Below are 25573 nucleotides of genomic sequence, written 5' to 3' on the forward strand. Positions count from 1 at the left end.
GATTCCGCCGAACCTCTTGCCCTCGCCCCGCGAGCCCTGCCACACTCACGAACATTGTTCGGCATAACCAAACGTATCTCGACTATGAGGAGCACCATGGACCTGGGCAGAAGGAATCTCGTCAGGCTCGGCGGCGGCGCGGTGGTCGCGGGCTCGATCGCGACGGTCGCCGCCGGCGCCGCCGGGGCCGGCCCGGCCGGGGCCACCCCGGCCACGGAAGCCGCCCGCGGCACCACGGGCCGCGGCTCGATGGACCGCAAGCTCATCGAGTACGGCTGGGACATGCCCGGCCCCGAGTTCCTGCGCGACCACCTCGCCGACATGCAGGACAAGCCGTTCGACGGCCTCGTGTTCAACCTGCACGAGAACCGCCGACTCTCCGACGGCCGCGACGACCCGGCCAACGGTCCACTGACCACGATCACCAACCCGTTCTCGCTGACCCCGCTGACGGCCGCCGACCTCAAGCTCGACATCCTCGAGTCGCTGAGCTGGGGACGGTTCCGGGACAACTTCCTGTCCGTGTGGACCGGGTGGCCCAAGAGCGAGATGAACTGGTTCGACGAGAGCCACTGGCGGGTCATCCGACGCAACGCATCGGCGATCGCGACCGCCGTCAAGGCCGCCCGCGCGACCGGCATCTTCTTCGACGAGGAGAACTACGGCCACAACCAGTGGGCGTACGTCGCCCACCCCGGCAAGACCCGGCAGCAGGTCATGGACCAGGTCCGCAAGCGGGGCGCGGAGTTCGTCCGGGCGCTGCAGCAGGTCAAGCCGGACATCAAGATCTACTGCCTCAACGGCGCCTACATGTGGCGCTACCACCGCGAGTACTTCGACTCGATCAACAGCCCCGACATCTCGCCCTCCGCGACCTACGTCGCCTTCATGGACGGGATGCTCGACGGACTGGGACGGCGCGCGACGATCATCGACGGCGGCGAGGCGCAGTTCTACTTCGACGAGACGACCAAGTGGCGTCTCGACGGCCAGTTCCGCGAGAGCGCGGACTACCTGCTGTCCGCCAAGAACACCGAGAAGTACGCACGCACCTCGCAGGGCAGCGTCGTCTACTCCGACCTGGTCAGCGGCAACAAGGCGGGGTTCGCGTTCACGCCGTCGTACTACCCGCAGCTGGCGAGCGCCGACTTCGAGGCCTGGACCGAGCACAACGTCTACCAGTCGCTGCTCGACTCCGAGGAGTACGTCTGGATCTACAACGAGAAGATGCAGTGGTGGACGGACAACGCCTACCCCGGGCTCCAGGCCGCGATCACCCGCGCCCGGACCAAGTTCGACGCGGGCGCGGCGCTGGGCTTCGACCTCTGCAAGGCCGACGGGTTCGCCGACAAGGACTCCCGTCCCGCCGTCGTCAGCAGCCCCACCGTCGAGATCACCGGCCTCACCCACCGCTCGACAGTCCGGGCCGGCACCCGGGCACTGCTGACCCTGTCCAGCGCGGGAGCCGGCGAGCGGCGCGTCGAGTGGTACGACAACGGCCGGCTGGTCGACGCGTCCTTCGGCAGCCCCTACCTCGGCGCCGTCACCCTGGGCCCCGGCGTGCACACGCTGGTCGCCCGGATGTTCCTGGACGAGGGCGCGCACGTCACGTCCAACCCGATCGTCGTCCGCGCCCGGTAGCAACCGGGCGCGGCGGCGCCACGTACCCCCACCCTCTACTACGGATCGTCCGGCACGTTCCTGCCGGTGAAGGATGCTGATCGACATGGCCACCGTCACGTTCGACAAGGCGCAGCGGGTCTACCCGGGCGCCGACAAGCCCTCCGTCGACGACCTCGACCTCGAGATCGCCGACGGGGAGTTCATGGTCCTGGTGGGACCCTCCGGCTGCGGGAAGTCCACCTCGCTCCGGATGCTCGCCGGGCTCGAGGAGGTGACCTCCGGCGCGATCCACATCGGCGACCGGGACGTCACCGACGTCCCGCCGAAGGACCGGGACATCGCGATGGTCTTCCAGAACTACGCGCTGTACCCGCACATGACGGTCGCGGAGAACATGGCGTTCTCGCTGAAGATGGCCGGCATCGGCAAGGAGGAGCGGCGCACCCGCGTCGAGGAGGCCGCCCGGCTGCTCGACCTCGGCGACCTCCTCGGCCGCAAGCCCAAGGCGCTCTCGGGCGGCCAGCGGCAGCGGGTCGCCATGGGCCGCGCGATCGTACGACGCCCGCAGGTGTTCTGCATGGACGAGCCGCTGTCGAACCTCGACGCCAAGCTGCGCGTCTCCACCCGCACCCAGATCGCCGCGCTGCAGCAGCGGCTCGGCGTCACGACCGTCTACGTCACCCACGACCAGGTCGAGGCGATGACCATGGGCGATCGCGTCGCGGTGATGAAGGACGGGGTGCTCCAGCAGGTCGACACCCCGCTCGCGCTCTACGACCGGCCGGCCAACCTCTTCGTGGCCGGCTTCATCGGCTCCCCCGGCATGAACCTGCTGCGGGCCACGGTGAGCGACGGCGCCGCGACGATCGGCGGCTACACCGTGCCGGTCGACCGGCATGCGATCACCGGGCTGACCGGGGACGGCGCGACGGTGGGCGTCCGCCCCGAGAGCTGGCGCCTCGTCGGGCCCGGCGAGGGTGGCCTCCCGGTCCAGGTCACCGTCGTCGAGGAGCTGGGCGCCGACGGCTACCTCTACGGAACCAGCGACGTCGCCGGGACACCGGAGAACATCGTGATCCGGGTCGAGGCCCGCCGCGAGCACCGCAAGGGCGAGACCGTGCACGTCACCACCGACCCCGCACAGGTGCACGTCTTCGACACCGGGACCGGGGAGCGGTTGAGCCGCTGACCTCCGGTCAGGTCACCGTGAACGTCAGCCGCATCTCGTTGCGGTAGACCTCGCCCGGCCGCAGGACGGGCGAGGGGAAGCCGGGGCGGTTGACGTCGTCGGGGAAGCCGCTCGGCTCCAGCGCGACCCCCGCGAACGCCCCGGAGGTGGCCACCCGCATAGACGCAGAGCCCGGCCTGGTCGGTCGTCAGCTCGAGCCGCCGGCCACTGGCCGGGTCCGTCAGGGAGGCCGCCACCCGCAGTCCCGTCCCGTCGAGCGCCCAGACGTCGTCGTACCCGCGCCCGTCCCGGGCGACCGCGTTGCCCGCGCCGATCGGCCGGGGGGCGCGGAAGTCATAGGGGGTGCCGGCCACCGGCCGCGGTCCACCCGACGGCAGCAGGTCGGCACCCAGCGGGACGTGCTGCCCGGCGGCGACCCGCAGCTCATGGCCGAGGACGTCGCCGGCGTCGTGGCCGGCGAGGTTCCAGTAGGAGTGGTGGACCATCCGGACGACGGTCGCCTCGTCGGTCGTCGCGCCCATCGTGATGGTGAGTGTGTTGGCGTCGAGGCGGTAGGTCACCCAGGCCTCGACAGTGCCGGGGAAGCCCTCCTCCCCCGCGGCCGAGCGGTGGCGGAAGGTGACCGTCTCGCCGTCGCCGCCGAGCTCGGTGCTCCAGCGGTGCTGGTCGAAGCCGCGCACGCCGCCGTGGACGTGGTGCTCGCCCTCGTTGGCCGCCAGCCGGTGCGTCACCCCGTCGAGCGTGAACGCCGCGTGCGCGATCCGCCCGGCGTACCGGCCGACGGTGGCGCCGAAGTAGCTCCGATCGCCGACCAGGCCGTCGAGACCGGGCGGCGCCAGCACCACATCGGCCAGGGCGCCGTCGCGACCGGGCAGATGCAGCTCGATCAGCCGGGCTCCGAGGTCGGCCAGGACGGCCCGGCCGTGTGCGTTCGCCAGCGTGACGATCCGCACCGGGTGCCCGTCGACCACGTGCTCGGCGACCTCAGGCACGGGCGGGCTCCACGGCGTCGAGCAGCAGCTCGAGGACGTGCCGGTACGGCCGGCCGGTCGCCCGGGTCATGCCGATCTCGCAGGTCCGGTTGAGCGAGGCGTAGGCGGTCGTCGGTCGTTCGCGGACCTGTGCCGCCTCCGCGGCGGTCGCCGCGGCGGTGAGCTCGGGGTGCAGCAGGCCGCGGTCGCCGGCGAAGGCGCAGCAGCCCCAGTCGGCGGGGAGGTGGACGTCGTCCGCGATCGCCTCCGCCAGCTGGAGCAGGTCGTCCTGCAGGCCGAGCCGGGTCGAGGAGCAGGTCGGGTGGAGGGTCAGCGACGGGAGCCGGTGGCGGACCTCGAGCCGGTCGAGCAGCCGGGTCGCGACGAACCTCACGGCGTCGACCACCTCCAGCTCGTCGGTGGGCGCGGTCCGCAGCATCTCGGCCAGGCCCTCGGTGCACGAGCTGGCGTCGATCACCACCGGCAGCCGGCCTTGTTCGCTCGCCCGCCACAGGGAGTCGCGGACCCGGGCCGCCATGGCGTCGTACCCGGCGAGGTGCCCCTTGGACTTCCAGGGCGTGCCGCAGCACAGCCCGGCGACGTCGTCGGGGATCCGCAGCTCGATGCCCGCCCGTCGGCTGAGCGAGCGCACCGCCTCGGCGACACCCGAACCGCCGGGCTCGGGGCCGAACATCGAGGAGATGCAGGCGGGCAGGTAGACGGCAGCAGGCGCGGACGCCGCGGACGGTCGGCGCGGTGCCCCGCCGCGCGGCAGATCGTCCTGCCACTGGGGGACGCTCTCGGCGGAGGCGACCTGCCGGGCCGCGCTGCTGGCCCGGGAGGCGAGCCGGGGTGCCCGGTGCGCGGCGGTCAGCCCGGCGGACGCCACCCGCACGGCGCCGGACCAGCGGCCGGCGGCCGCATTCCAGATCCGGCCTTCCAGCCGGCTCTCGTTCTCGGCGCGCAGCCGCTTGGTGAGCTGCCCGGTGTCGATGAGCACGGGACACGCCACCTGGCACATGCCGTCGGCCGCGCAGGTCTCGGTGCCGTCGTACTCGTAGTCGGCGCGCAGCCGCTGGGCCAGCCCGGTGTCGCCGGCCTGCTCCGCACGCGCGATCTCGCGCCGCAGGGCGATCCGCTGCCGGGGCGTGGTCGTGAGGTCGCGGCTCGGACACACGGGCTCGCAGTAGCCGCACTCGACGCAGCGGTCGACCTCCTCCTCGACGGTGGGTGTCGTCTTGAGGTCGCGCACGTGCAGGTCGACCCGGTCGGTCAGGATGGTGTCCGGGTTGAGGATGCCGTGGGGGTCGCAGGTCCGCTTGAGCTCGACCATGACGTCGTAGAGCTCCGGGCCGTACTGGCGGCCGACGTACGGCGCCATGATCCGGCCGGTGCCGTGCTCGGCCTTGAGCGTCCCGTCGTACCCGAGCACGAGGTCGACCATGTCGTCGGTGAAGGCGAGGTACCGCTGGGTCGTGCCCGCCCCCTGGGCGGGGAACGTCTCGTTGAGGAGGAAGTGGATGTTGCCGTCCTTGGCGTGGCCGAAGATCACGCTGTCGTCGTACCCGTGGCGGGCGAAGAGCTCGACCAGGTCCTCACAGGCCGCTGCCAGCGAGGCGACCGGGACGGCGACGTCCTCGAGCAGCGCGGTCGTGCCCGAGGGACGGTTGCCGGCGACCGTCGCGTAGAGCCCCTTGCGGATGTGCCACAACGCGGCGCGCTCGCGCGCGTCACTGGTGAGCGTGGCCGGCGCGCAGAGGTCCAGCCCGGCCAGCAGCGCGGCGCTGGCGCCGACCCGGTCGGCCAACCCGGCGGGCGCGGCCTCCTGGTACTCGACGAGCAGGGCGGCGTGGCGGTCCACGGCCAGCCCGCGCAGCAGGTCGCTCGCCTGAGGGTCGCGCTGCGCCACGCGGAGGGAGGTGGCGTCCATCAGCTCGATGGCCGTCAGCTCGGCCGCGACGAGCGCCGGCAGCGCGTCCGTCGCGTCCCGCAGGTCGCGGAAGACCAGCAGCCCGGTGGCCCGGTGCGTGTTGAGCGGAACGGTCCGGAAGGTCCCCGCCGCGACGAACGCCAGCGTGCCCTCGCTGCCGATCACCAGGTGCAGCAGGATCTCGACCGGCTCGTCGAAGTCGAGGAACGCGTTGATCCCGTAGCCCATCGTGTTCTTCAGACTGAACTGCCGACGGATCGCGGCCACGGACGTCGGGTCCGCGCGCACCCGGTCGCGCAGCTCGGCGATCCGCCGGTGCATCTGCGGTTCGTGGTGCGCGAAGTGGCTGTCGGCGTCCGGACGCGCCGTGTCCAGGACGGTTCCGGATGCCAGCACCAGCACGGCCGAGGCGAGGGTCCGGTAGGTGTTCGTCGTGGTCCCGCAGGTCATGCCGCTGGAGTTGTTGGCGATGACGCCGCCGACCGTGCAGGCGGTCTCGCTGGCCGGGTCCGGACCGAGCCGGCGCCCGTACGGCGCCAGGCGGGCGTTGACCGCCGCCACCGTCGCGCCGGGTCCCACCCGCACCCGCGCGCCGTCGTCGAGCACCTCGATCGTGCGGAACCGGCGGCGGGTGTCGACGAGCAGCTGGTCGGTGCCCGCCTGGCCGCTGAGGCTCGTGCCCCCGGAGCGGAAGGTGACCGGCAGGTCGAGCCGCACGGCGGTGCGCAGGAGCGCCGCGACCTGGAGGTGATCGGCCGGGGTGAGCACGGCCTGCGGCGTGAGCAGGTAGTGCGAGGCGTCGTGGGCGAGCTTGAGCCGGTCGATCTCGCGGACGCTCACGCCGCCAGGGACGGCGCTCTCCAGCGCGAGAAGGGTGGGTGCGTCCACGGATCTGGCTCCTTCACGAGATTTCCTGGTTCCAATTTTCGGAACGCCGCTCTACTATTTGGAATGTGAGCGAGCGTAGCGCGTCCCGAGCGAAGGCGGAACCCACGCCGGCCGAGCCCCTCGTGGGCGCCGACCGCGTACTCGCCATCCTGCAGGAGCTGGCCGCTCGCCCCGCCGGTGCGAGCCTCGACGAGCTCGCCCGCGCCGTCTCCTCCCCGAAGCCGACCGTGCACCGCGCACTGGCCTCGCTGCGCCGCGCCGGCTTCGCGAACCTGCTCGGCGCAGGCCACTACGTCCTGGGCGACGAGTTCCTGCGCCTGGCCTTCAGCAACCACGAGGCGCGTCCCGAGCACCAGCGCGTGCAGCCGATCCTCGAGGCCCTCGCCGAGGAGTTCGGCGAGACCGCCCACTACGCGGTGCTCGACGGCCGCACGATCATCTACCGCGCCAAGGTCGACCCCGCCGAGGGCGCGGTCAAGCTCACCTCGGTGATCGGCGGCCGCAACCCCGCCCACTGCACAGCAGTCGGCAAGCTGCTGCTGTCCTACGAGCTCGACGACGCCGACGCCGTACGGGACTGGATCGGCGACGTCGCACTGCCGGCCCACACCCCACGGACCAGGACCACACCCGAGGCCCTCGCCGAGGACTTCCTCCTCTCCCGCAAGCGCGGCTTCAGCGTCGAGGACGAGGAGAACGAGCCCGGCGTCGCATGCCTGGCCGTGCCGCTCTTCCTCGGCTCACCGACCCGCCCCACGGGCGCGGTCAGCGTCAGCGCCATCGCCTACCGCACGCCCCTGGCCCGCCTGATCGACGACGTGGATCGCATCAAGGCGATCATCGCGCGCACCCAGGACATCGGCCACCCCTGAACACGCCCAGCACCCACTCCCGATCGATCCCACAACCCCAAGGACCCCACCCATGCAACTGATGCGAATCGGAAACCCCGGCCAGGAGAAGCCCGTCGTCCGGGTGGACGACGACTCCTACGTCGACGTGTCCGACCTCGTGACCGACTACGACGCCGACTTCTTCGCCAACGGGTACGACGCCCTGCGCGCCCAGGTCGCGCAGCGTCGGGCCGCCGGCGCGACCCATCGCTTCGACGGCGTGCGGATCGGTGCGCCGATCGCCCGCCCGCACCAGATCCTGTGCATCGGGCTCAACTACAGCGACCACGCCGCCGAGACCGGCCAGGCGGTTCCGGACGAGCCGATCCTGTTCACCAAGTCGCCCAACACGATGGTCGGGCCCTACGACGAGGTCCGGCTTCCCCGCGGCGGCGACAAGACGGACTGGGAGGTCGAGCTCGGCATCGTGATCGGCCGCCGGGCCAGCTATCTCGCCGGTCCGGACGAGGCGCGCGACCACATCGCCGGCTTCGTGCTGGTCAACGACGTGAGCGAGCGTGCCTTCCAGCTCGAGCGCGGTGGCCAGTGGTCCAAGGGCAAGTCGGCCGCCACCTTCAACCCCGCCGGCCCGTGGGTCGCCACGCCCGACGAGATCGCGGACGTCGGCGAGCTCGGCATGTGGCTCGACGTCAACGGCGTGCGCCGGCAGACCGGCTCGACGTCGACGATGATCTTCGACCCCTACTTCATCGTCCACTACCTCAGCCAGTTCATGGTCCTCGAGCCCGGCGACCTGATCAACACCGGCACTCCTCCAGGCGTCGGGATGGGGCTGGAGCCGCCGGTCTTCCTCGCCGAGGGCGACGTCATGGAGCTGGGCATCGACGGCCTCGGGTCCCAGCGCCAGCGCGTCCTCGCGGCGTCCGTCTCGTGACCGGCGCACGAGCCGCTGAGTTCGACGGACTGGTCGCCGCCGTCACCGGGGCCGCGAGCGGGATCGGGGCGGCCACCGCCGCGTTGCTCGCCGAGCGCGGCGCGACCGTCGTCGTCCTCGACCGCACCCCGCCGACGGACGGCGACCTGCCGAGCGTCGCCTGCGACATCACCGACGACACCCAGATCGACGCCGCGGTGGCCGAGATCGAGGGCCGGTACGGACGTCTCGACATCCTCGTCAACAACGCCGGCATCGGCGCCCAGGGCGACGTCAGCGTCAACGACCGCGCCGAGTGGCACCGGGCCCTCGACGTCAACGTCGTCGGCGCGGCGCGGATGACCGCGGCCGCGCTCCCCCTGCTCCGTGCCTCCGACCACGCCGCCGTCGTCAACGTCGGCTCCGTGGTCGCCGCGGTCGGCGTCCGCAACCGAGCGCTCTATAGCGCCACCAAGGGCGCCGTCCAGGCCCTCACCCTCGCGATGGCGGCCGACCACGTCGGCGAGGGCATCCGGGTCAACTGCGTGATGCCCGGCACCGCGGACACCCCCTGGATCGGACGCCTGCTCGCCACCGCCGACGACCCCGACGCCGAAGCGACGGCACTGCGGGCTCGACAGCCGCTCGGCCGCCTGGTCACGGCCGACGAGGTCGCCAACGCCATCGCCTATCTGGCAAGCCCCCTGGCGGCATCGACCACCGGGACCGTGCTCGCGGTGGACGGCGGCATGGGGTCGCTCCGGGTCGGGTGACCCGCGTCGGATCCTTCACATTGGGCTTCGCCGCAGTCGGCAGAGCTCGCCGTTCATCGCGCACCCGCACGAACGGTGACCTCGGATCTGCTCAGCCGGCGAAGGCGGCGCGGCCCTGCATGGCGGAGGTACCGAGGTCGCTCTTGGGGAGCGGCTCGCCGGCGTCGACGGCTGCGGCCCAGGCCTCGGTGCTGGCGACCGCGGCGAAGTTGGAGTGCAGGAGCACGAGCAGGGTCTGGTGCAGCTGGTCGGCGGAGACCTTGCCGGCCTCGTTGGCCAGATGGATCGCGCCACTGGCGTCGGAGAGGATCTCCGCGGCCAGGCCGAGCTCCTCGGCGCCCACGGCGGTGGCGATGTCGCAGTTGTTGGTCATGAAGCCGACGATGGTGACGGTGTCGACGTCCTGCTCGGCCAGCCACGCGGCGACGTCCGTGCCCGCGAAGACGCTGCTCCTGTCCTTGGTCACCCGCTTCCACGACGGCTGCAGGCGCCGCTCGATCTCGGGGTGCAGCGCCCAGCTGTCGCTGCCGACGGCGAACACCGGAGCACCTTCGGGCAGCTCGTGCTGGACGACGACCACGGGCAGGTCCTCACGCACGGCGACGTCGAGCGCAGCGAGGACGTTGGCGAGCGACTGCTCGCGGGACGGGGACTGGATCTGAAGGATCCCGTCGAAGTACTCCTGCTGGACATCGACGACGATCAGGGCGCGGCGGGGCGTGGACACGGAGGTTCTCCTCGGTTCGATCGGACGGGGTGGCTCCCTCACTGTCGTCGCTGCGGGGCCGGTATCGTGAGTGGCACGAAAGACGACTTTCGATGAGATCGGGCCAGCATGCGCATCGTCGTACACGCCTTCGACGGCATCACCATGTTCCACCTCGCCGCACCCCTCCTGGTCTTCGGCGAGGTCGGCCGACTCCGCCTCGCCGAAGGATGGGACCCCGTCGTGTGGACCGAGGACGGACGCGGCATCCGCACCGCGGAGGGTCTGCGGGTCGACGACGTGGCAGGCCCCGACGTCGTCGACGACGCCGACCTCGTGGTCCTGCCGTCCTGGCCGCACGACCTCCCCCCGACCGACCCGGCCCTGGCCGACCGGATCCGCGCCGCCCAGGCCCGTGGCAGCCGCATCGCGGGACTGTGCCTCGGTGCGTTCCCCGTCGTCGACAGCGGCGTCCTCGACGGCAGGGACGTCGTCACCCACTGGGGCGCGGTCGACGAGCTCGCCCGCCGGCGCCCCGGCGTGACCGTCACTCCGGCTGCGCTCTACCGAGACCACGGCGACGTCCTCACCTCGGCCGGCACGGCATCAGCCATCGACGCCTGCCTGTCGATCGTGCGCTCGCACCTCGGCTCCGCCTCGGCCGCCACCGTCGCTCGCCATCTCGTCGTCGCGCCCCACCGCGAAGGCGACCAGGCCCAGTACGTCGACCGCCCCATGCCGCAGCCCGGAGGCGTCGGCGACCTCGCACCCACGATCGACTGGGCCCTCGCCCACCTCGACGAGCGTCTCGCCCTCGACGACCTGGCCGCCCACGCCGGCATGAGCCGGCGCAACCTCACCCGCCGCTTCGCCGAGGTCACCGGGACCACACCAGCGCGCTGGGTCCTCACACAGCGCCTCGACGAAGCCCGCCGGCTGCTCGAGACCACGGCCTGGCCGATCACCCGGATCGCCGCCGCCTGCGGCTTCAGCAGTGCCGTGACCTTCCGGCAGAACTTCGCGACGGCCTTCTCGACCACGCCGACCTCCTACCGGCGGCGGTTCGCCCCCTCACCGGCATAGGGCCCCTCAGCCGAGAACGTCACTCGCTCACCCGCTCCCGCCAGTAGCCCGGCTTCCGCTTCGAGTGGGCGACCGCCACGATCGTGAGGCGGTTGTCCTGCACGAAGTAGATGACGCGGTACGGGAAGCCCGTCACGCCCTTCGAACGCACAAGAGGCTCGCGCTCCCAGCCAGGCCAGACCGCCCACGCCCCCGGGTCCGCGGCCGCGGCGTCGATCGCAACGCCGACCTGAGTCCTGAATCGCAGCCCAAGCCCGGTCTCGCGATCCTCATACCAGAACACGTCCGCGTCGAACTCGGTCTCCGCCTCCGGGTGAAACTCGAAGGCGAGGCTCATGCGTTTCGGGCGGCCTCACGCTCAGCCAGGCGCGCATCGATTCGAGCAAGAACCTCTTCGCCGGGGATGGCCTGCACGTTGCCGCTGAGGAGGTCGTCAACACGCGAGCCGATCTCGGCTGTCCACGCCTGGTCGACCGAATCGTCGTCGGAGACTTCCAGTGACTCCAACAGGCGAAGCGCCACGTCCTTGCGCACCGAAGGAGGCAGGTTCATCCCCGCCTCGTAGAACTCCGATGCGCTCAGCGACATGGCCTCAGTGTACGCGTGAGTGTCCGCGGCGGGCCCGCTCTCCACAGCCCCCGCTTCCAGTTCGAGTCGCAACTTCGCGTACTCGGCGCGAGTCACCAGGCCCTCCTTGCGAGCATCCCGAGCTGCCTCACGCAATCGCGTCGGCTCGATCCGGCCTCGACAGTCGAGGATCGCGTCGGCGACCCGCATCGCCAACAAGCCCTCGTATCTCGTGAGGTTGGGAGCTTCGCGTGGAGGCGGAGTCACCGTCATGAACGCCGGAAACTTCGCGCGGGTTCGCTTCGGCGCGACAACGCGGACCTTCCGGGGGTTGACGTCAGCGAGACCGAACAGCGCCAACACCGAGTCCCCTCGCAGGTAGGCACCGTCGCCCGTGCGCAGCAGTGCCTCGGCGAACTGGTCGAAGGGCGACTCGGGCGCGTCAGGAACTCGGTAGATCCCGTAGGCGACGTTGATCAGCGCTCCTCGGCCAGCCAGCTTCCGCAGCTCGACCGCAGGAACACCCGCCGCGACTGCCTGCTGGGTGGTGATGAAGCCGTACTCACCGAGCGCAATCTCTCGCACAAGATCCCGGTACTTCACCGCGGAGGCCATGGGCACAACCGTACCGACAACGGTACGGTTGTGCCACGAGTTTGGAGTCGGGAAACTGCCTACTCTGACTCCCGAAGCCACTCGAAGTCTTCAACCGCTTGGTCGATCTCAGCCTCGGAGAGCTGTAGCAGAGCGTCGGATCTCGCTCCCGCCGCCCGCAGTTTGGCCGCCGCTTCGGCAGGTCGACGCCAAACGCTGGGTCGCCACCGAGGAGGCGAAGGTCGTCCGCGGCGACTGGATCGACCCGGCGGAAAGGTGACCTTCGCGGCCTTCTACGCCGACTGGCCCCCCGACAGGTCTGGCTCTCGTCCACACGCGAGAACGCCGACCTCGCCCACCGCAGGCGTGACGTTCGGCGACATGCAGCTGCGGTCAATCCGGCGCTCGCACATCGAGGCCTGGGTGAAGAACATGACGTCGCGCCTTGCGCCGACCACGATCGACACCCGCTTCACGATCGTGCGCGGCGTCTTCCGCGCGGCCGTGGCGGATCGCCTTATCGCCAGCGATCCGACTGTTGGGGTTGTCCTTCCGCGCAAGCGGAAGGCCGAGGCAGCGATGCGGATCCCGACCCACGCGGATTTGGCGAAGCTGCTGAACGCCGCCGAGCCGCCCAAGCGTCCGAGGTCGCGGCCGAGTTTCACCGCGTACGTCGCCCTGTGCGCGTTCGCCGGTCTACGGCGTGGTGAGGCTCTCGGAGTCCAGGTCGGGGACGTCGACTTCCTCGGCCGCACCCTCCGAGTGGCCCGGCAGTTGCAGCGAGCCAAGGCCGCCGACATCACTGAAGGCAAGAACCTCGTCGACGCCGCGGGCGGGATCACGGTCGTGGTGCGTCGCCCGAAGTACGGCTCCGAGCGGACGATCTACCTGCCAGACGAGCTGATCGAGATCCTGTCCGAACACGTCCGCCAGCACACGCCGACCGGAATGCCTGACCGCTGGCTGTTCGATGAGGGCGGCAAGCCCTGGCACGACAACCTCGTCGACTATCGCTGGCGATCGACCCGCACTGACGCGGGACTGACGCACAAGTTGCACGCCAGTGGACTCATCGCCGCTGGATGTGACGTCGTCACCGTGCAACGAGCGATGGGGCGCGCCTCCGCGACGACCACGCTGAGCACGTACGCACATCTCTGGCCGACCGTCGAAGACAAGACTCGCGCCGCCGCTTCCGCCATGGCGGCAACCGTGCTCGCCACTGAAGGCAGCGGAACAAGTCGGACGCGGGAAGTTCGCGAATGGTGAGATCGTTGCATCCATGAAATGGTTGCGGCGCAGCGAATCCGCGCATCGCAGAGATCCGGCCCAGGACGCGGCAGTGGCAAGTGCGTTCTGGGACCTACGTGACCACGCGTACGACCGCCCGGACGAACGGGATGGAGTCACAGCCGAGGTCGTCTTTCAGGCCGTGGCCGGAGTCATTGAGCGCGCGGCGGATTCGGGCCAAGCGGTCGACTGGTCCGCCATTCCCTCTCTGGTCGCGGCTGAGGCACTGGGCCGACACAATCCGGCGCCGCTTGCCTCGACCGACCCCAACGACGCCGTGCGGGGGTCGAAGATCACGGGTATCCACTTCGTGCACGACTTCATCGAGGTGCACATGGACGACGTGATCCTCACTGGCTACACCGAGCCGTTCGGGATCATCGGATGCTCGGGGGTCGGGCCTTCCTCGATTCCGCGCTTGATCGGCAAGCGCGTTGATCAACTGTCTGTCGTTGACGGCGAGTACGTCGCCATCGACTCGGGCGAGAACCGACTGGCCTTCCCGGTCGGCGGCCCGTCCGCCAAGGGACCGGAGTCCGTTCGCCTCTACCGTCCCGCCCACCACGAACTCGGCATCCCGAGCGCGCACTGGATCTGGTGACGACCATGCGCTTCAGGTTCACGACGACGCCCTCGGATGACGTCATGGTCGCGCGATCCGACGAGATGCCGCTCTTCACCGACGTCCTCAACGACTGCATCGGGACGCGGACACCACGCGGCGCACCGCCAGGTCTCTCGACCTACTGGATCGACGAGGCCCTGAAGGAGTTCCGTCCGCATCTCGGCGTTTCAGGGGCCTCGGCGATCTTCTCCGGCAACGCGTCCTACCTCGAGCACGTCGACGGACTCGTCGAGGCGCGTTACGACTACGACCCACCCGACAGTGACATCGTGGAGCGGTTGCCGTTGCAGGACCTCGTGGACCTCCTCGATGCCTGGCGTGCTGAGGTGATTCTTCTTGACGCATCGGCCCCGACTCGGATGCCGCCGGCCCGCCCAGCGATCGCTCTCGGGCCTCCCCCGAAGGACGCTGATACAGTGAGTCAGTACTTCGAATGCGACGGCGTAACGCTCTGGAGCCCCGCGACCGGAAGCGCGCAGAGGTTCCTGGCGGCCCTGCGCGCGCTCGAAGCTGACGCTGGGGAGCCGGCCGGGTTCGGGCCGATGGAATCGGACGAGTGCCAGATCGACCGGCGCGCCTTCGATCGATTCGCGCGCGTACTCGTGACGTCCTTGCAGCCCGACGCGTGCGGTGCCGTGGTTCTCACTGTGGTCGCACTTGCAGAGCGGGCTGGATTCGTCGCGTCATGGCGCCCGCCGCCCAACAAGTGGGAGGGCGAACTGCTCGACCGTGCGCGCACGGCCGGCGAGGCCGCCATGGCCTGGGGCTGGAAAGACCCGGCGGACGCCCAGACGTCGCGCGAACGATTCCTCGCCCATGCTTGCAGCCTCTCGAACCAGGCAACCCTTGAGGTCACCGAGCACGATCGTGCGACGACAATGCGTCTGCGACCTAGCAACGTCCGGTCCGTCGGCGTCGTTCTCCATCTTGGCGCCGGCGACCACGGCACTGTCGCACTCGACGACCCGGCCTGCGTTCCGATCGAACTCGGCACCGATTCGTCTGCAGACGTCGAAGCGATTGACTATTTCGTCAGCGTGGCGCGCGACGGTCGAGCCACCGCCTTCCGCGCCGGGCGGGGAGGATCCACCGAGATTCGCGGCGGGCAGCAAACCTCGCGAAGCTGGCGCAACACGTGGCCATGGCCAGGCTGGAAGCGGCGGGCAGACCGCGTCGACTACGAGCCATACTGCTGACCGCTCGGGCGGCGATCACGCCCGTTTCGGCTCGGATTCGCGATTCTGTTAGTCCCAACCCGGCCCGCCGAACGAGACGTACATGTCCTGCTCGTCCCAGTCGGAATCGGCCGCCGCGATCACGACCTCGCATCGACGAGCGTGCTCCCAGGGTCGCAATGACGGCCCAGCCTCAAGGGCAGTGAGCGCAGCCTCGCGTGCGTCCCTAGCGGCGGCGACGACCTTCGGGAGCCCGAGTGCGTGCACGCTGTACGACAGCAGTTCGACGAGACCGGCGGGCGGAGGTGACTCGCACAACTGTGGCACCATCGCAGCCAAGGCCAGCTCAGCTTGATCGACGTGGCTCGGCTCGCGGCGAATGAGATCGACGAGCTTGATCAGTTCCCGCTCCTCGTCGCGAACATCAATGGACCGATCCGCGACCTCCAACGCCGCCCTGACGTAGCGACCAAACTCGCGTTGGAAGGCGCCCGGGTCCACAGAGACATGCTCGCACGCGACCCACTCGCGCCACGTCAATCGCGATTCTTGCCACGTATCTGCCACGCACGAGGCCCTGACAGGCCTCTGACGCGAAGATTCACCCCGACCACAGCGGGTGGGTCTTCGCGTCAGGGCGTTTTCAGGATGCTTGGTCCAGGGTGACGCGGTAGCCCATTGCCTCGAGTTGCCGGATGGCGCGGGTGCGGGCGCGTTCGGGGTTGAGCCGAGTGTAGTAGTCCCCGCCGAGGTCCTCGTAGAGCTCGCCAGTGGTGCCCATGCGCCAGATCGCGATCAGGAGCGAGTGCTGCACGGCGACGTTCGCCCGCTGTGGACCGCGGCGCAGGCTGATGCGCCGGTACCGGGCACCGAGGTAGGTGTGCGGATGCTGGGCCGCCCACATCGCGGCCTGCCCGAGCGCTCCCTGCAGGTAAGGGTTGCCCGGCCGGGTCTGGGTCGACTTCTTCCGCCCTGCGGACTCGTTGTTGCCGGGCGTGGTTCCGGCCCACGAGGCGAGGTGCTTGGCGGTGGGGAACCGGGTCATGTCCGCGCCGGTCTCGGCGATGATGACGTCAGCGATCAGGGTCGCGACACCCGGAATGGTGCAGATCAGGTCGCGGAAGCCCTGAAACGGTTCGATCACCACCTCGATCCGTGCGGTGATGTCCGCGATCGCCGCGGTGTGGCGGTCGATCAGGTCCAGGTGCACCCGGGCGAGGAAGGCATGGTGCTCGGCGAACCTGCCGACCAGCGCTTCGCTCAGTTCGGGGATCTTCGACCGCAGCCTTCGCTTGGCCAAGTCCGCCAAACCTGCGGGATCGCGGTCGCCGGCGTTCAACGCTTCGAGCATCGCGCGCCCGGACACACCCATGATGTCGCTCGCGACCACGGACAGCTTGATCCCGGCGTCCTCGAGCAACTTCTCGAGTCGCTGGACCTCGCGGGAGCGTTCCCGCGTGATCGCGGTCCGGGCACGGGTCAGGTCCCGCAACTGCCGGATCGGCTCGGGTGGCACGAACGAGCCCCGGACCAGGCCATGCGCACCCAACTGGGCCAGCCAGGTCGCGTCAGCGACATCGGTCTTGCGTCCGGGCAGGTTCTTCACATGCCGGGCGTTGACCAGCATCAACTCCACCCCGGGCAGGTCTTCGAGCAGGTAGTAGAACGGCTTCCAGTAGTCACTGGTCGCCTCCATCACCACGCACGTGACCTTCTCAGCGATCAGATGCTCACGCAGCGCGAGGACCTGGTTGGTCATCGAGCTCCAAGTCGTGACGGTCTCGACCGTCTTGCGGCGCCCAGCGCCGGCCACACGAACGCACACCTTGGCGTCCTTCTTCGAGATGTCCAGCCCGGCGCACCGGCCGTGAACGACTTCCATCGCCTGCCTCCTCCTGGTGTCCACAACGGGTGTCCGTCGTGGGGAGGACAGGGAGAAATCGGAAGTCTGACGCTCGGGCTCTTGGCACCAATCCACGGTTCCCGTGGAAGTCCTCCGCCGCCATGCTGACCTGCGGGCTCACCGGCACCAAGAAGCCGTACGGGGTCGCCATGAATGGCCTGAGACTGACAGGTGTGCTGTGTTGCTCCGTGACTCGGAGCGCTATCTGGCCGCCGTTCGCCTACCAAGCGGCGCACAGGTCAGCCCTCAGGAGCGTGGGGATCGCTAGGTCTCATTCGAGCCCGACGCCAACGGTTTCAGCGCAGCAACATGGAACGGGTGGCGCGAAACCTACTCCGCATCTGGCGTCCTGACCTCCCGAACCTTCACCAAGTAGGTCAGCGACGCCCGTACCTCCATGTCGAAGCTCGCGTCACGCGATCAGTCGGCAGCGCCGGACCCGTCCTCTCGAATCCACACGAGCAACGTCGCGTGCTCGGGGTCGTGCCAGACAGCGTCGTCGGTCGCGAGGGTCTGCAGCTCCGCCTCAGTCAAGGGAGCGACTGGACCGTTCGGCCACTCACCGCGCCAAAGGTCGTACTGGCCGACCAGCACCGACGCCGCGTGACGTGCGAGACGGATCTTGTCATCGAGCAGTGCCGCGGGAGCCAACGCGTTGAGCATCCACACGATCTCCCATAGCGGGAGGTCGTCGCTCTGAAGTTCACCACTCAGCAGGTAGACGAGTCGATCGAGCGAAGGCAGGGTGCCGGTCCGGTTCTCGGTCAAAGCCACTCCGCCCTACTCGTATCCAGTGGCGGCGACGATCAGCTCGGCGAACAGGTTCCAGGACGGCTGTTCCTGCTCCCCATCGGAACGACCATTCACACGGGCGAGCGCGAACGCACTTAGCCCGTCCAGGAAGCGCTCGAGCGTGTTGTTCTCCCACTCGCTGCGGCCCGACTCGCTGAAATCCGCCAGCACCCCCAGCACGAAGTCACCGAACTCGTCGCGGGTGGTCGTCGACTCGGGCTCGACGTGCGTCGCCCGACCCGTCGCCCACGACGGGTCCCCCATAGACTCGGCGACCGCACCGAACTGCGCGGCGAGGCGCTCGAAGATCTGGTGCGGTCCGCGCAACTCGAATGGCACCATCTCGGCCCGCTCCGTGATGTTCCGAATCGCGAGCACCTCCGCCCGGCTCAGTCGGACCTCCGCGACGTCGTCACCGACCGACGAGATCTCCATGCGGTGAGTCTTTCACTCGAACGGCATCCCAGGACGCAAGGTCACCGCTGGGCAGGATCCGCGAACCTCAACCACGATTCTTGCCACGCATCTGCCACGCACGAGGCCCTAACAGGTCTTTGACCTGCGCAAACGCGCCAGATCAGTAGTACCAGGGGTACGGCGACCAGTCGGGCTCCCGCTTCTCCAGGAACTGGTCCCGGCCCTCCTGTGCCTCGTCGGTCATGTACGCGAGCCGGGTGGTCTCGCCGGCGAAGAGCTGCTGGCCGACCAGGCCGTCGTCGAGCAGGTTGAACGAGTACTTGAGCATCCGCTGGGCGGTCGGGCTCTTGCCGTTGATCAGCCGGCCCCACTCCAGCGCGGTGGCCTCGAGCTCGGCATGGGGTACGGCGCGGTTGGCGGCGCCCATCCGGACTGCGTCCTCAGCGGAGTACTCCTGGCCGAGGAAGAAGATCTCGCGGGCGAACTTCTGGCCGACCTGGCGGGCGAGGTACGCGGAGCCGTAGCCGCCGTCGAAGGAGCCCACGTCGGCGTCGGTCTGCTTGAAGCGGGCGTGCTCGGTGGAGGCGAGCGCGAGGTCGCAGGTCACGAAGAGGCTGTGGCCGCCACCGGCCGCCCAGCCGGGGACCACGCAGATGACCACCTTGGGCATGAACCGGATCACCCGCTGGCACTCGAGGATGTGGAGGCGGGCGAGCTTGGCCTTGTCGATCGGGCTGGGCTCCTCGGCACCGGTGTCTGCTGCACCGGCCGAGACATCCTCGTACTGGTAGCCGGCCTTGCCCCGGATCCGCTGGTCCCCGCCGCTGCAGAACGACCACTTGCCGTTCTTGGGGCTCGGGCCGTTGCCGGTCAGCAGCACGCAGCCGACGTCGCCCGACATCCGGGCATGCTCGAGCGTGCGGAGCAGCTCGTCGACGGTGTGCGGGCGGAAGGCGTTGAGCACGTCAGGGCGGTCGAAGGCGATCCGCACCGTGCCGTGCGCCTTCGCGCGGTGGTAGGTCAGGTCGGTCAGGTCCTCGAACCCGGGCACCACGTCCCACTGGCTCGCGTCGAACGTCTCGCTCACGCCCTCGATCGCACTCATGGGCCGAACGCTAACCGGTCTGGAATAGCGGGCCGTCGCGTGGTCTTGTGGAGGCATGACACTTCAAGGTGAGTACGAGCCGAGCAGTCAGCAGTGGGTCCGCGACCAGGTCGCGGCGTACGAGGCGTCCGGCGGTCGTGAGGCGAACACGCTGCAGGGCGGCAAGGACCCGATCGTGGTGATCACGTCGGTCGGCGCGCAGTCCGGGAAGCTGCGCAAGAACCCGGTCATGCGGGTCGAGAAGGACGGCGTGTACGCCGCGATCGCGTCCAAGGGCGGCGCCCCCGAGAACCCGAGCTGGTACGCCAACTTCGTGGCGCATCCGGTGGTCGACCTCCAGGACGGCCCGGAGCCGAGGTCCTACACGGTGCGCGTCGCCGAGGGCGAGGAGCGCCAGGAGTGGTGGGACCACGCCGTCGCGACCTGGCCGACCTATGCGTCGTACCAGACGAAGACGGACCGCGAGATCCCCGTCTTCCTGCTGGAGCCGGCCGACGCCTGAGCCTGGACCACGAAGCTCACGCTGGGGCGAGGAGGCTCCTTCGTCCCCGCGTGGGTTTCACCGCCCGGTGAAGGTCACACCTCAGGACGTGGCGATCGTGACCGCGAGGCCGCACAGGTGGCCGAGGCGCAGGATCTCGGAGTCCGCGAACTCCGGGCCGCCACGGCGGCCGATCACGACGATCTCGTTGCCGTCGAGGCGGGCCGCGGCGAAGATGGTGATCTCGTCCTCGGGGACCTCGAGCCGGGTCGGGGTCTCGATCTCGATGAACTCGAGCTCGTCGGGTGCGGCACTGGTGCCGTAGACGACACCCTTCGCCCGGTGGACCCGCGCAGCCCAGTCGACCCGGAAGGTCGCCGGCAGCAGGTCGATCAGCTTGTCGAAGGCGTCGTCGGGGGATGCGGTCAGCTCCTCGACCGCCTCCAGGTCCATCGTCAGGTTGCCGCCGGCGGGGTAGCGGCTGATCCAGAGCACCTCGACGTCCTCGAGCATGTTGCACGCCGAGACGACCGAGTCCGGCATCATCCCCTGGTCGAGCTCGAGCAGGACGTCGTCGACCGCCGTGCCGTCGTCGCGCTTCTCGACGATCTCGATCGCCTCGATGTCACCGCCCGCCATACCGATGGCGGTCGCGACCCGACCCAGCGAACCGGGGACGTCGGGCAGCTGCACGCGCAGCAGGTACGGCATGGTCTCGACACTAACCCGGCCAGGTTTCGACGTGATTGCGGGCCCACCGGTTGGGCTCGGACCCGAACCGGGACCTCGCACCGACGCCGCTGCCACCGTCCGGGATCGACCGCACCTCGTCACACGGCGCGTGGGCCGAGGCGGTGGCGCAGGCCGGTGGCGCGCTGGGCGGTCGTCGTCACCGCAGCGCGTACGGCGGCCTCCGAGCCGACGACGAGCAGGCTCTCGCGGGCACGGGTGACAGCGGTGTAGAAGAGCTCGCGGCTGAGCAGTCGCGAGCCCTCCTCGGGCAGGAGGACGGCGATCCGGGTGGCCTGGCTGCCCTGGCTCTTGTGGATGGTCATCGCGTGCATGGTCTCGATCGCGTCGAGCCGGGCGGGCGCGAAGGGGCGCGGGGCGCCCGCGCCCGCGATCCAGGCGCGGGGCCGGCCCACGGGGTCGGTCACCACGACACCGGTCTCGCCGTTGTAGACGTCGAGGGCGTAGTCGTTGCTGGTGACCAGGAGCGGGCGGCCGGCGTACCAGGCCGACCCGAGCGGCGCGCCGATCTCGGCGGCGAGCCACTGCTCGACGTACCGGTTCCAGACCCGGACGCCGTAGGGGCCGTCGCGGTGGGCGCAGAGCAGCCGGAAGCCCTCGATCTCGGCCAGAGCGGCCTCGGGTCCGGCGGTGAGCGCCGCCTCGCGGATCCGGACGGCGGCGGCGGTGCACTCGGCCTGGAGCGCGCCGATCGGGTCGTCGGTCTCGACCCAGGTGACCTCGCCGGTGCCGGCGCGCAGGACGTCGAGGACCCGGTCGGCGGTGGCGTCGAGGTCCGCCGAGTCGTCGCGCAGGGCCGCGGCGAGGTCCTTGATCTCCTCGGTGGAGCGGTGGTTCTCGGTCAGCGCGACGACCGGGGAGTCGGGGTCGGCCGCGAACCCGGCGACCAGGTCGGACAGCACCGCCCCGGCACCGACCGAGGTCAGCTGACGCGGGTCGCCGACGAGCACCAGCCGGCTCTCGGGACGGACCGCCTCGAGCAGCCGGGCCGTCATGGTCAGGTCGACCATCGAGGCCTCGTCGACGACGACCAGGTCGTACTTGAGCCGGTTGCCGCGGTCGTGGCGGAAGCGGGTGGCGTTGTCGGGACGCCAGCCGAGCAGGCGGTGGAGGGTCATCGCCTGCGGCGCCGCGATCTGGTGGTCGGCGTCGCCGAGCGCCCCCAGGGCGCCCAGCTCCGCCGTCACCGCCTCCTGCAACCGGGTCGCCGCCTTGCCGGTCGGCGCGGCCAGGGCGATCGACATCCGCCGCTCGTGGGCCGCCGCGAACTGGTCGGCCAACGCCAGCACGAGGCGCGCGACCGTGGTCGTCTTGCCCGTGCCCGGGCCGCCGGTGAGGACGGTCGTGCGGTGCCGGGCGGCATGCTCCACGGCGGCGGCCTGCTCCGCGCTGAGGTGGTCGCCGCTCACCCGCCGCAGCGTCGCGGCCAGGACGCCCGGGTCGATCGCGGGCGGACCGAGCTCGATCCGGGCGACGAGGTCGCCGGCGACCTGCCGCTCGAGTCGGTGGTAGCGGTCGAGGTAGACCAGGTCGTGCTCGACGTGCAGCACCTCGGACGCGACCAGGGCGGACGCCCCGATCGCGGCCATCCAGTCGGCGCGCTCCGGCCACGCGAGCTCGGGCAGACCGGGCAGCCCGGGCAGCTCGCCGAGGGCGGGCAGCTCGGGCAGGGCGCCGAGGTCGAGTCCGACCGATCCGCCGCGGACCGATCGGACCGCGAGCGCGGCGGCGAGCAGCACCCGCTCGTCGTCCTCCCCCGCCAGGGCGGCGACCCGCTCGGCGACCCGTACGTCGGCGGCGTCCACGACTCCCGCCACGTTGAAGGCCCCGAGCAGCCCGGTGACGCGACGGGCGAGGCGTGGGTCGTGGGCCGAGGTGGGCTCGAAGATCTCCGTCACGGCCGTCGCCCCTCGAGCAGGTCGGACAGCGCGACGACCAGGTCGACCGGCGGCTGCCAGGTGAAGATCCCGCACGGGTTCCCCGCCGGGCCGTCGGGGCGCGGGGTGTCGGGTCCGCACATGCCGCGCAGGTAGAGGTAGGCCACGCCGCCGAAGTGGCGGGCGGGGTCGTAGCCGGGCTGGCGCCAGCGCAGGAACCGGTGCAGCACGACGGCGTACAGCAGGGCCTGGAGCGGATAGTCGGAGTGCCCCATCGCGTCGTCGAGCGCGGCCGGCCGGTAGGCCCCGGCGGTGAGCGGCTCGTCGGTCGGCCCGAGCCAGTTGGTCTTGTAGTCGATGACGACGTACCGCGGCTCGCCGCGGTCGCGTCCGTCACCTGCCGACGGCCGCAGCCGGAGCACGACGTCGATCGACCCCGTGAGGTAGCCGCGCAGCACCTGGTCGCCGAGCAGCGGGTTGTCGAGCGCGTCGGCGTACGCACGGACCGGGTCGCCCTCGGGCAGGTGGGTGCGCAACAGCCCGGCGATGTCGCCGAGCAGCACGTCGTCCGAGGCCGACGACGGATGGTCGCCCCCGGCGAGCGGCAGCTCGAAGTCGAGCTCGGCGAGCCGGTCGACGGTGCCGACCCGGCGCAGGGTGGTGTCGTCCATGAGCGGCCCGAGCGGCGTGTCGAGCACGGCGACGAGGGCGTCGGCCAGCTCCTCGGGATCGAGCGGCACCGGCCACCAGGACAGCTGCTCGTCAATGTGACCGAGCAGCTCGGTGCGCAGGTCGGGCACCGCCGGGTCGGCGTGCTCCAGCACCGCGTGGACGAGCGAGCCGAAGGTCGTGCCGACCGGGAGGCCCGCCATCGGGGAGGGTACGGCGAACGCCGGGTCGTCGGGCGCGGCCGTGGCGACCGCGATCTCGGCCTCGTCGTCCTTGGGCGCCACCTCGGGCTCGCTGCCGACGCCGGGGGCCGGCGCGGCGAGGTCGAGATGGCTCAGCGCCGAGTAGGACGTGCGCCGCCACCCGGTGTCGACGGTGCGCGTGAACGCGCGGGCGTCGAGCGCGGCCGGCGGGTCGACCGGCACGGAGGGCAGCGCAGCCGCCGGCTCGGCCACCTCGGGCACGAACGCCCCCCGGTCACGCCAGGTCGCGAACAGCGCGGTCGCGGCGTCCTCGTCGGGCACGGGCGGGCCGACCGGCACGTCCCCGCGCAGCCTCGAGCCGTCGGCGGCGGGCTGCCGCATCAGCAGCCGGTGCAGCGGTGAGGCCTCGGCGTTGCGGGTCGGCGCCCACCAGGTGACGACCTGGCTCTGCGCGCGGGTGAGGGCGACGTAGAGCAGCCGCAGCCACTCGCCGTTCTCCTCGTCGGTCCAGCGGCGCACATGGTCGGCCCAGTCGGGACCGGAGCCGCCGACGTCGAGGCAGCGTCGGCCGTCGGCGTCGTGGAACAGCGGCTTGTCGGGCTTGCCGACCCAGCGGTCGGCGAGCGAGGGCAGGTAGACGACGGGATACTGCAGGCCCTTGCTGGCGTGGATCGTCACCAGCTGCACGGCGGCGGCGTCGGAGTCGAGGCGGCGGGTGCGCTCGGCGCCCCGGCCCTCGCGTGCCTCGAGCACCTGCTGGCGCAGCCAGGCCAGCAGCGCGACGGCGCCCATCTGCTCGCGCAGCGCCGCCTCGTGGAGGACCTCGCCGATGTGCCGGATGTCGGTGAGGGTGCGCTCGCCGCCGACCTGGCCGAGGAGCCGCGCGGGCATGCCGCCGGACATGGCGGCCTCGACGACGGCGGCGACCCCGCGCCGGCCCAGCGCCTCGGACCACGACCGCAGCCGGTCGCCGAGATCGTCGCTCAGCTCGTCGCCGCCGGCATCGAGGGTCACGGCGTCGTACCCGAGGAAGCAGGTGAGGGCCGCGGCCCGCACCCGGGCGGTGCGATGCGGCTGCTCCAGTGCCTCCAGCAGTGACAGCCACTCGACGGCGGCCGGGGTCGCGAAGACGCTGCCGCCACCGGCGATCACGGCGGCGACGCCGACCTCCTGCAGCGCGGCACGGGCGGCCGCCAGGTCCGCGTGGCGGTAGCAGATGACGGCCACGTCGTTGGGCCGCAGCGGCCGGCCGTCGAAGGTGGCGTCGCTGGTGATCAGCGCGCGGATGTCGTGGGCGAGGTCGCGAGCGATGTGGGCCCGGACCTTCGCGATCGGCAGAGTGGTGGTGCCGCGCTTGCGGAAGGTCTCGCGGCGCACGACCCGCATCCGGAACGGCGCCGGGCGCGGCGCCCCGGCCAGGCGGGACCGCTGGTGGTGGGCCCGCACGTCATGGACCACGATCCGGGGGTCGCCGAGCTCGGCACCGCCGAGGAGGTGGCCGAGGCCGTCGGTCAGTCCCGCGTCGCTGCGCCGGTTGACGGCCAGGGTCTGGCGGGTGGTGGCGGTGTCGGCCGCGGTGAGGTACGTCGTCACGTCACCCCCGCGGAAGGCGTAGATCGCCTGCTTGGGATCGCCGATGAGCACCATGGTCGCGTGGCCGGTGAACGCGCGGTCGAAGACCTGCCACTGCACCGGGTCGGTGTCCTGGAACTCGTCGACCAGCACGATCCGCCAGCGCGCCCGCATCCGCGCCCGGGCGGGTGACTCGGAGGGCTCGAGCGCGTCGGCGAGCTGGCGGAGCAGGTCGTCGTAGGACAGCACGCCGAGGCGGCGCTTGCGCCGGTCCAGCTCGCCGCGGACCGCGGCACCGAAGGCGACCTTGCGTCCGGCGGGATCGTCGCGCGGCAGGCCGGCGGGCTCGAGGTCGGCCTGGGGGTCGCCCACGACCGTCCGCGCGATGGCGAGGGCCTCGGTGTGCGTGAAGGTGGGGCGGGTGCCGTCCGGGAGCTGGGCGAACGCCCGGAGGTAGAGGTCGTCGACCACCTCGACCAGCAGGTCGTCGAGGTTCTCGACGAGCCGGGCCCGGGCGTCGGGGTGGCCGGGGACCACCGGCGCCTCCCGCCCCCCCGCGCCCGACTGGGGGGTGGGGGGGGTGTTTGCGGGGGGGGCGGAGGGGGGGGGGGGCGCGCCCCGCC

General features: G+C 70.9%; 22 protein-coding genes and 1 pseudogene. 10 read left to right on the forward strand and 13 right to left on the reverse strand.

Going from position 1 to position 25573, the window contains the following annotated elements; genetic code table 11:
* Nucleotides 1–96: 96 nt before the first annotated feature.
* Nucleotides 97–1641 carry a hypothetical protein gene (locus KVF89_RS05055; RefSeq protein WP_257423930.1) on the forward strand — a complete coding sequence of 515 codons (1545 nt, stop codon included), beginning with the start codon at nucleotides 97–99 and terminating at the stop codon, nucleotides 1639–1641.
* A gap of 85 nt (nucleotides 1642–1726) precedes the next feature.
* Nucleotides 1727–2812, forward strand: a complete 1086-nt coding sequence (locus KVF89_RS05060) for an ABC transporter ATP-binding protein (protein ID WP_257423931.1) — start codon at nucleotides 1727–1729, stop codon at nucleotides 2810–2812.
* Between the two features lie 152 nt (nucleotides 2813–2964).
* Here KVF89_RS05060 and KVF89_RS05065 read toward each other — a convergent pair.
* A pseudogene (locus tag KVF89_RS05065) lies at nucleotides 2965–3804 on the reverse strand (aldose epimerase family protein); the annotation flags it as partial.
* Nucleotides 3797–6601 carry an FAD-binding and (Fe-S)-binding domain-containing protein gene (locus tag KVF89_RS05070; RefSeq protein ID WP_257423933.1) on the reverse strand — a complete coding sequence of 935 codons (2805 nt, stop codon included), beginning with the start codon at nucleotides 6599–6601 and terminating at the stop codon, nucleotides 3797–3799. The pseudogene KVF89_RS05065 and the gene KVF89_RS05070, both read right to left, overlap by 8 nt.
* Nucleotides 6602–6666: 65 nt before the next feature.
* Here KVF89_RS05070 and KVF89_RS05075 point away from each other — a divergent pair, with 65 nt between their 5' ends.
* The 3 genes from KVF89_RS05075 to KVF89_RS05085 are packed head-to-tail and all read left to right on the forward strand — an operon-like array spanning nucleotide 6667 to nucleotide 9141.
* Nucleotides 6667–7473, forward strand: coding sequence for an IclR family transcriptional regulator (locus KVF89_RS05075; protein WP_257423935.1), 807 nt, complete (start codon nucleotides 6667–6669; stop codon nucleotides 7471–7473).
* A 52-nt stretch (nucleotides 7474–7525) separates the two neighbouring features.
* The gene (locus KVF89_RS05080; RefSeq protein WP_257423937.1) at nucleotides 7526–8389 is read left to right on the forward strand and encodes a fumarylacetoacetate hydrolase family protein; all 864 of its coding nucleotides are present in this window, start codon (nucleotides 7526–7528) and stop codon (nucleotides 8387–8389) included.
* Nucleotides 8386–9141 (forward strand): SDR family NAD(P)-dependent oxidoreductase, encoded by a 756-nt coding sequence (locus KVF89_RS05085; protein ID WP_257423938.1) that lies wholly within the window; start codon nucleotides 8386–8388, stop codon nucleotides 9139–9141. The genes KVF89_RS05080 and KVF89_RS05085 overlap by 4 nt, the downstream gene beginning before the upstream one ends.
* Before the next feature lie 91 nt (nucleotides 9142–9232).
* Here the strand turns inward: KVF89_RS05085 and KVF89_RS05090 are convergent, their stop codons facing one another.
* On the reverse strand, nucleotides 9233–9868 hold the full coding sequence (locus KVF89_RS05090; protein ID WP_257423940.1) for an isochorismatase family protein: 636 nt from the start codon (nucleotides 9866–9868) through the stop codon (nucleotides 9233–9235).
* Between the two features lie 108 nt (nucleotides 9869–9976).
* Here KVF89_RS05090 and KVF89_RS05095 point away from each other — a divergent pair, with 108 nt between their 5' ends.
* Nucleotides 9977–10930 (forward strand): GlxA family transcriptional regulator, encoded by a 954-nt coding sequence (locus KVF89_RS05095; protein WP_257423942.1) that lies wholly within the window; start codon nucleotides 9977–9979, stop codon nucleotides 10928–10930.
* Between the two features lie 19 nt (nucleotides 10931–10949).
* Here the strand turns inward: KVF89_RS05095 and KVF89_RS05100 are convergent, their stop codons facing one another.
* Nucleotides 10950–11267, reverse strand: coding sequence for a type II toxin-antitoxin system RelE/ParE family toxin (locus KVF89_RS05100; protein WP_257423943.1), 318 nt, complete (start codon nucleotides 11265–11267; stop codon nucleotides 10950–10952).
* Nucleotides 11264–12112: an addiction module protein gene (locus tag KVF89_RS05105; RefSeq protein ID WP_257423945.1), complete on the reverse strand. Its 849-nt coding sequence runs from the start codon at nucleotides 12110–12112 to the stop codon at nucleotides 11264–11266. The genes KVF89_RS05100 and KVF89_RS05105 overlap by 4 nt, the downstream gene beginning before the upstream one ends.
* Nucleotides 12113–12457: 345 nt before the next feature.
* Here KVF89_RS05105 and KVF89_RS05110 point away from each other — a divergent pair, with 345 nt between their 5' ends.
* From KVF89_RS05110 to KVF89_RS05120, 3 genes are read left to right on the forward strand one after another with little or no spacing between them, the layout of a single operon-like run.
* Nucleotides 12458–13360 (forward strand): tyrosine-type recombinase/integrase, encoded by a 903-nt coding sequence (locus tag KVF89_RS05110; protein ID WP_257423947.1) that lies wholly within the window; start codon nucleotides 12458–12460, stop codon nucleotides 13358–13360.
* Between the two features lie 13 nt (nucleotides 13361–13373).
* Nucleotides 13374–13982 (forward strand): hypothetical protein, encoded by a 609-nt coding sequence (locus tag KVF89_RS05115; RefSeq protein ID WP_257423949.1) that lies wholly within the window; start codon nucleotides 13374–13376, stop codon nucleotides 13980–13982.
* Nucleotides 13983–13987: 5 nt separating this feature from the next.
* On the forward strand, nucleotides 13988–15202 hold the full coding sequence (locus KVF89_RS05120; protein ID WP_257423965.1) for a DUF6086 family protein: 1215 nt from the start codon (nucleotides 13988–13990) through the stop codon (nucleotides 15200–15202).
* Nucleotides 15203–15250: 48 nt separating this feature from the next.
* Here the strand turns inward: KVF89_RS05120 and KVF89_RS05125 are convergent, their stop codons facing one another.
* From KVF89_RS05125 to KVF89_RS05145, 5 genes are all read right to left on the reverse strand, one after another.
* On the reverse strand, nucleotides 15251–15682 hold the full coding sequence (locus KVF89_RS05125; protein WP_257423951.1) for a hypothetical protein: 432 nt from the start codon (nucleotides 15680–15682) through the stop codon (nucleotides 15251–15253).
* A 142-nt stretch (nucleotides 15683–15824) separates the two neighbouring features.
* Entirely contained in the window at nucleotides 15825–17063 is a 1239-nt protein-coding gene (locus KVF89_RS05130; RefSeq protein WP_257423967.1) for an IS110 family RNA-guided transposase, read from the reverse strand.
* 441 nt (nucleotides 17064–17504) lie between these two features.
* Nucleotides 17505–17852, reverse strand: a complete 348-nt coding sequence (locus tag KVF89_RS05135) for a hypothetical protein (protein WP_257423953.1) — start codon at nucleotides 17850–17852, stop codon at nucleotides 17505–17507.
* Between the two features lie 12 nt (nucleotides 17853–17864).
* Nucleotides 17865–18311, reverse strand: coding sequence for a DUF7660 family protein (locus KVF89_RS05140; RefSeq protein WP_257423954.1), 447 nt, complete (start codon nucleotides 18309–18311; stop codon nucleotides 17865–17867).
* A gap of 142 nt (nucleotides 18312–18453) precedes the next feature.
* Entirely contained in the window at nucleotides 18454–19398 is a 945-nt protein-coding gene (locus KVF89_RS05145) for a 1,4-dihydroxy-2-naphthoyl-CoA synthase (RefSeq protein WP_257423956.1), read from the reverse strand.
* Between the two features lie 55 nt (nucleotides 19399–19453).
* Between KVF89_RS05145 and KVF89_RS05150 the strand changes: the two genes are divergently transcribed.
* Entirely contained in the window at nucleotides 19454–19900 is a 447-nt protein-coding gene (locus KVF89_RS05150; protein WP_257423958.1) for a nitroreductase family deazaflavin-dependent oxidoreductase, read from the forward strand.
* Between the two features lie 81 nt (nucleotides 19901–19981).
* On the opposite strand, the gene KVF89_RS05155 is transcribed toward KVF89_RS05150, so the two are convergent.
* From KVF89_RS05155 to KVF89_RS05165, 3 genes are all read right to left on the reverse strand, one after another.
* Entirely contained in the window at nucleotides 19982–20581 is a 600-nt protein-coding gene (locus tag KVF89_RS05155; RefSeq protein WP_443689994.1) for an ACT domain-containing protein, read from the reverse strand.
* Nucleotides 20582–20709: 128 nt separating this feature from the next.
* The gene (gene recD, locus KVF89_RS05160) at nucleotides 20710–22527 is read right to left on the reverse strand and encodes an exodeoxyribonuclease V subunit alpha (protein ID WP_257423962.1); all 1818 of its coding nucleotides are present in this window, start codon (nucleotides 22525–22527) and stop codon (nucleotides 20710–20712) included.
* Nucleotides 22524–25487, reverse strand: a complete 2964-nt coding sequence (locus KVF89_RS05165; RefSeq protein ID WP_257423963.1) for a UvrD-helicase domain-containing protein — start codon at nucleotides 25485–25487, stop codon at nucleotides 22524–22526. The genes recD and KVF89_RS05165 overlap by 4 nt, the downstream gene beginning before the upstream one ends.
* Nucleotides 25488–25573: the final 86 nt, after the last annotated feature.

It is taken from the genome of Nocardioides carbamazepini (assembly GCF_024614185.1).
Lineage (GTDB): Bacteria > Actinomycetota > Actinomycetes > Propionibacteriales > Nocardioidaceae > Nocardioides > Nocardioides carbamazepini.

Coding starts and splice junctions, on each gene's coding strand:
- KVF89_RS05055 (WP_257423930.1), top strand. CDS start 97: ATGGACCTGGGCAGAAGGAATCTCGTCAGGCTCGGCGGCGGCGCGGTG.
- KVF89_RS05060 (WP_257423931.1), top strand. CDS start 1,727: ATGGCCACCGTCACGTTCGACAAGGCGCAGCGGGTCTACCCGGGCGCC.
- KVF89_RS05080 (WP_257423937.1), top strand. CDS start 7,526: ATGCAACTGATGCGAATCGGAAACCCCGGCCAGGAGAAGCCCGTCGTC.
- KVF89_RS05095 (WP_257423942.1), top strand. CDS start 9,977: ATGCGCATCGTCGTACACGCCTTCGACGGCATCACCATGTTCCACCTC.
- KVF89_RS05100 (WP_257423943.1), bottom strand. CDS start 11,267: ATGAGCCTCGCCTTCGAGTTTCACCCGGAGGCGGAGACCGAGTTCGAC.
- KVF89_RS05105 (WP_257423945.1), bottom strand. CDS start 12,112: ATGGCCTCCGCGGTGAAGTACCGGGATCTTGTGCGAGAGATTGCGCTC.
- KVF89_RS05115 (WP_257423949.1), top strand. CDS start 13,374: ATGAAATGGTTGCGGCGCAGCGAATCCGCGCATCGCAGAGATCCGGCC.
- KVF89_RS05120 (WP_257423965.1), top strand. CDS start 13,988: ATGCGCTTCAGGTTCACGACGACGCCCTCGGATGACGTCATGGTCGCG.
- KVF89_RS05130 (WP_257423967.1), bottom strand. CDS start 17,063: ATGGAAGTCGTTCACGGCCGGTGCGCCGGGCTGGACATCTCGAAGAAG.
- KVF89_RS05140 (WP_257423954.1), bottom strand. CDS start 18,311: ATGGAGATCTCGTCGGTCGGTGACGACGTCGCGGAGGTCCGACTGAGC.
- KVF89_RS05145 (WP_257423956.1), bottom strand. CDS start 19,398: ATGAGTGCGATCGAGGGCGTGAGCGAGACGTTCGACGCGAGCCAGTGG.
- KVF89_RS05150 (WP_257423958.1), top strand. CDS start 19,454: ATGACACTTCAAGGTGAGTACGAGCCGAGCAGTCAGCAGTGGGTCCGC.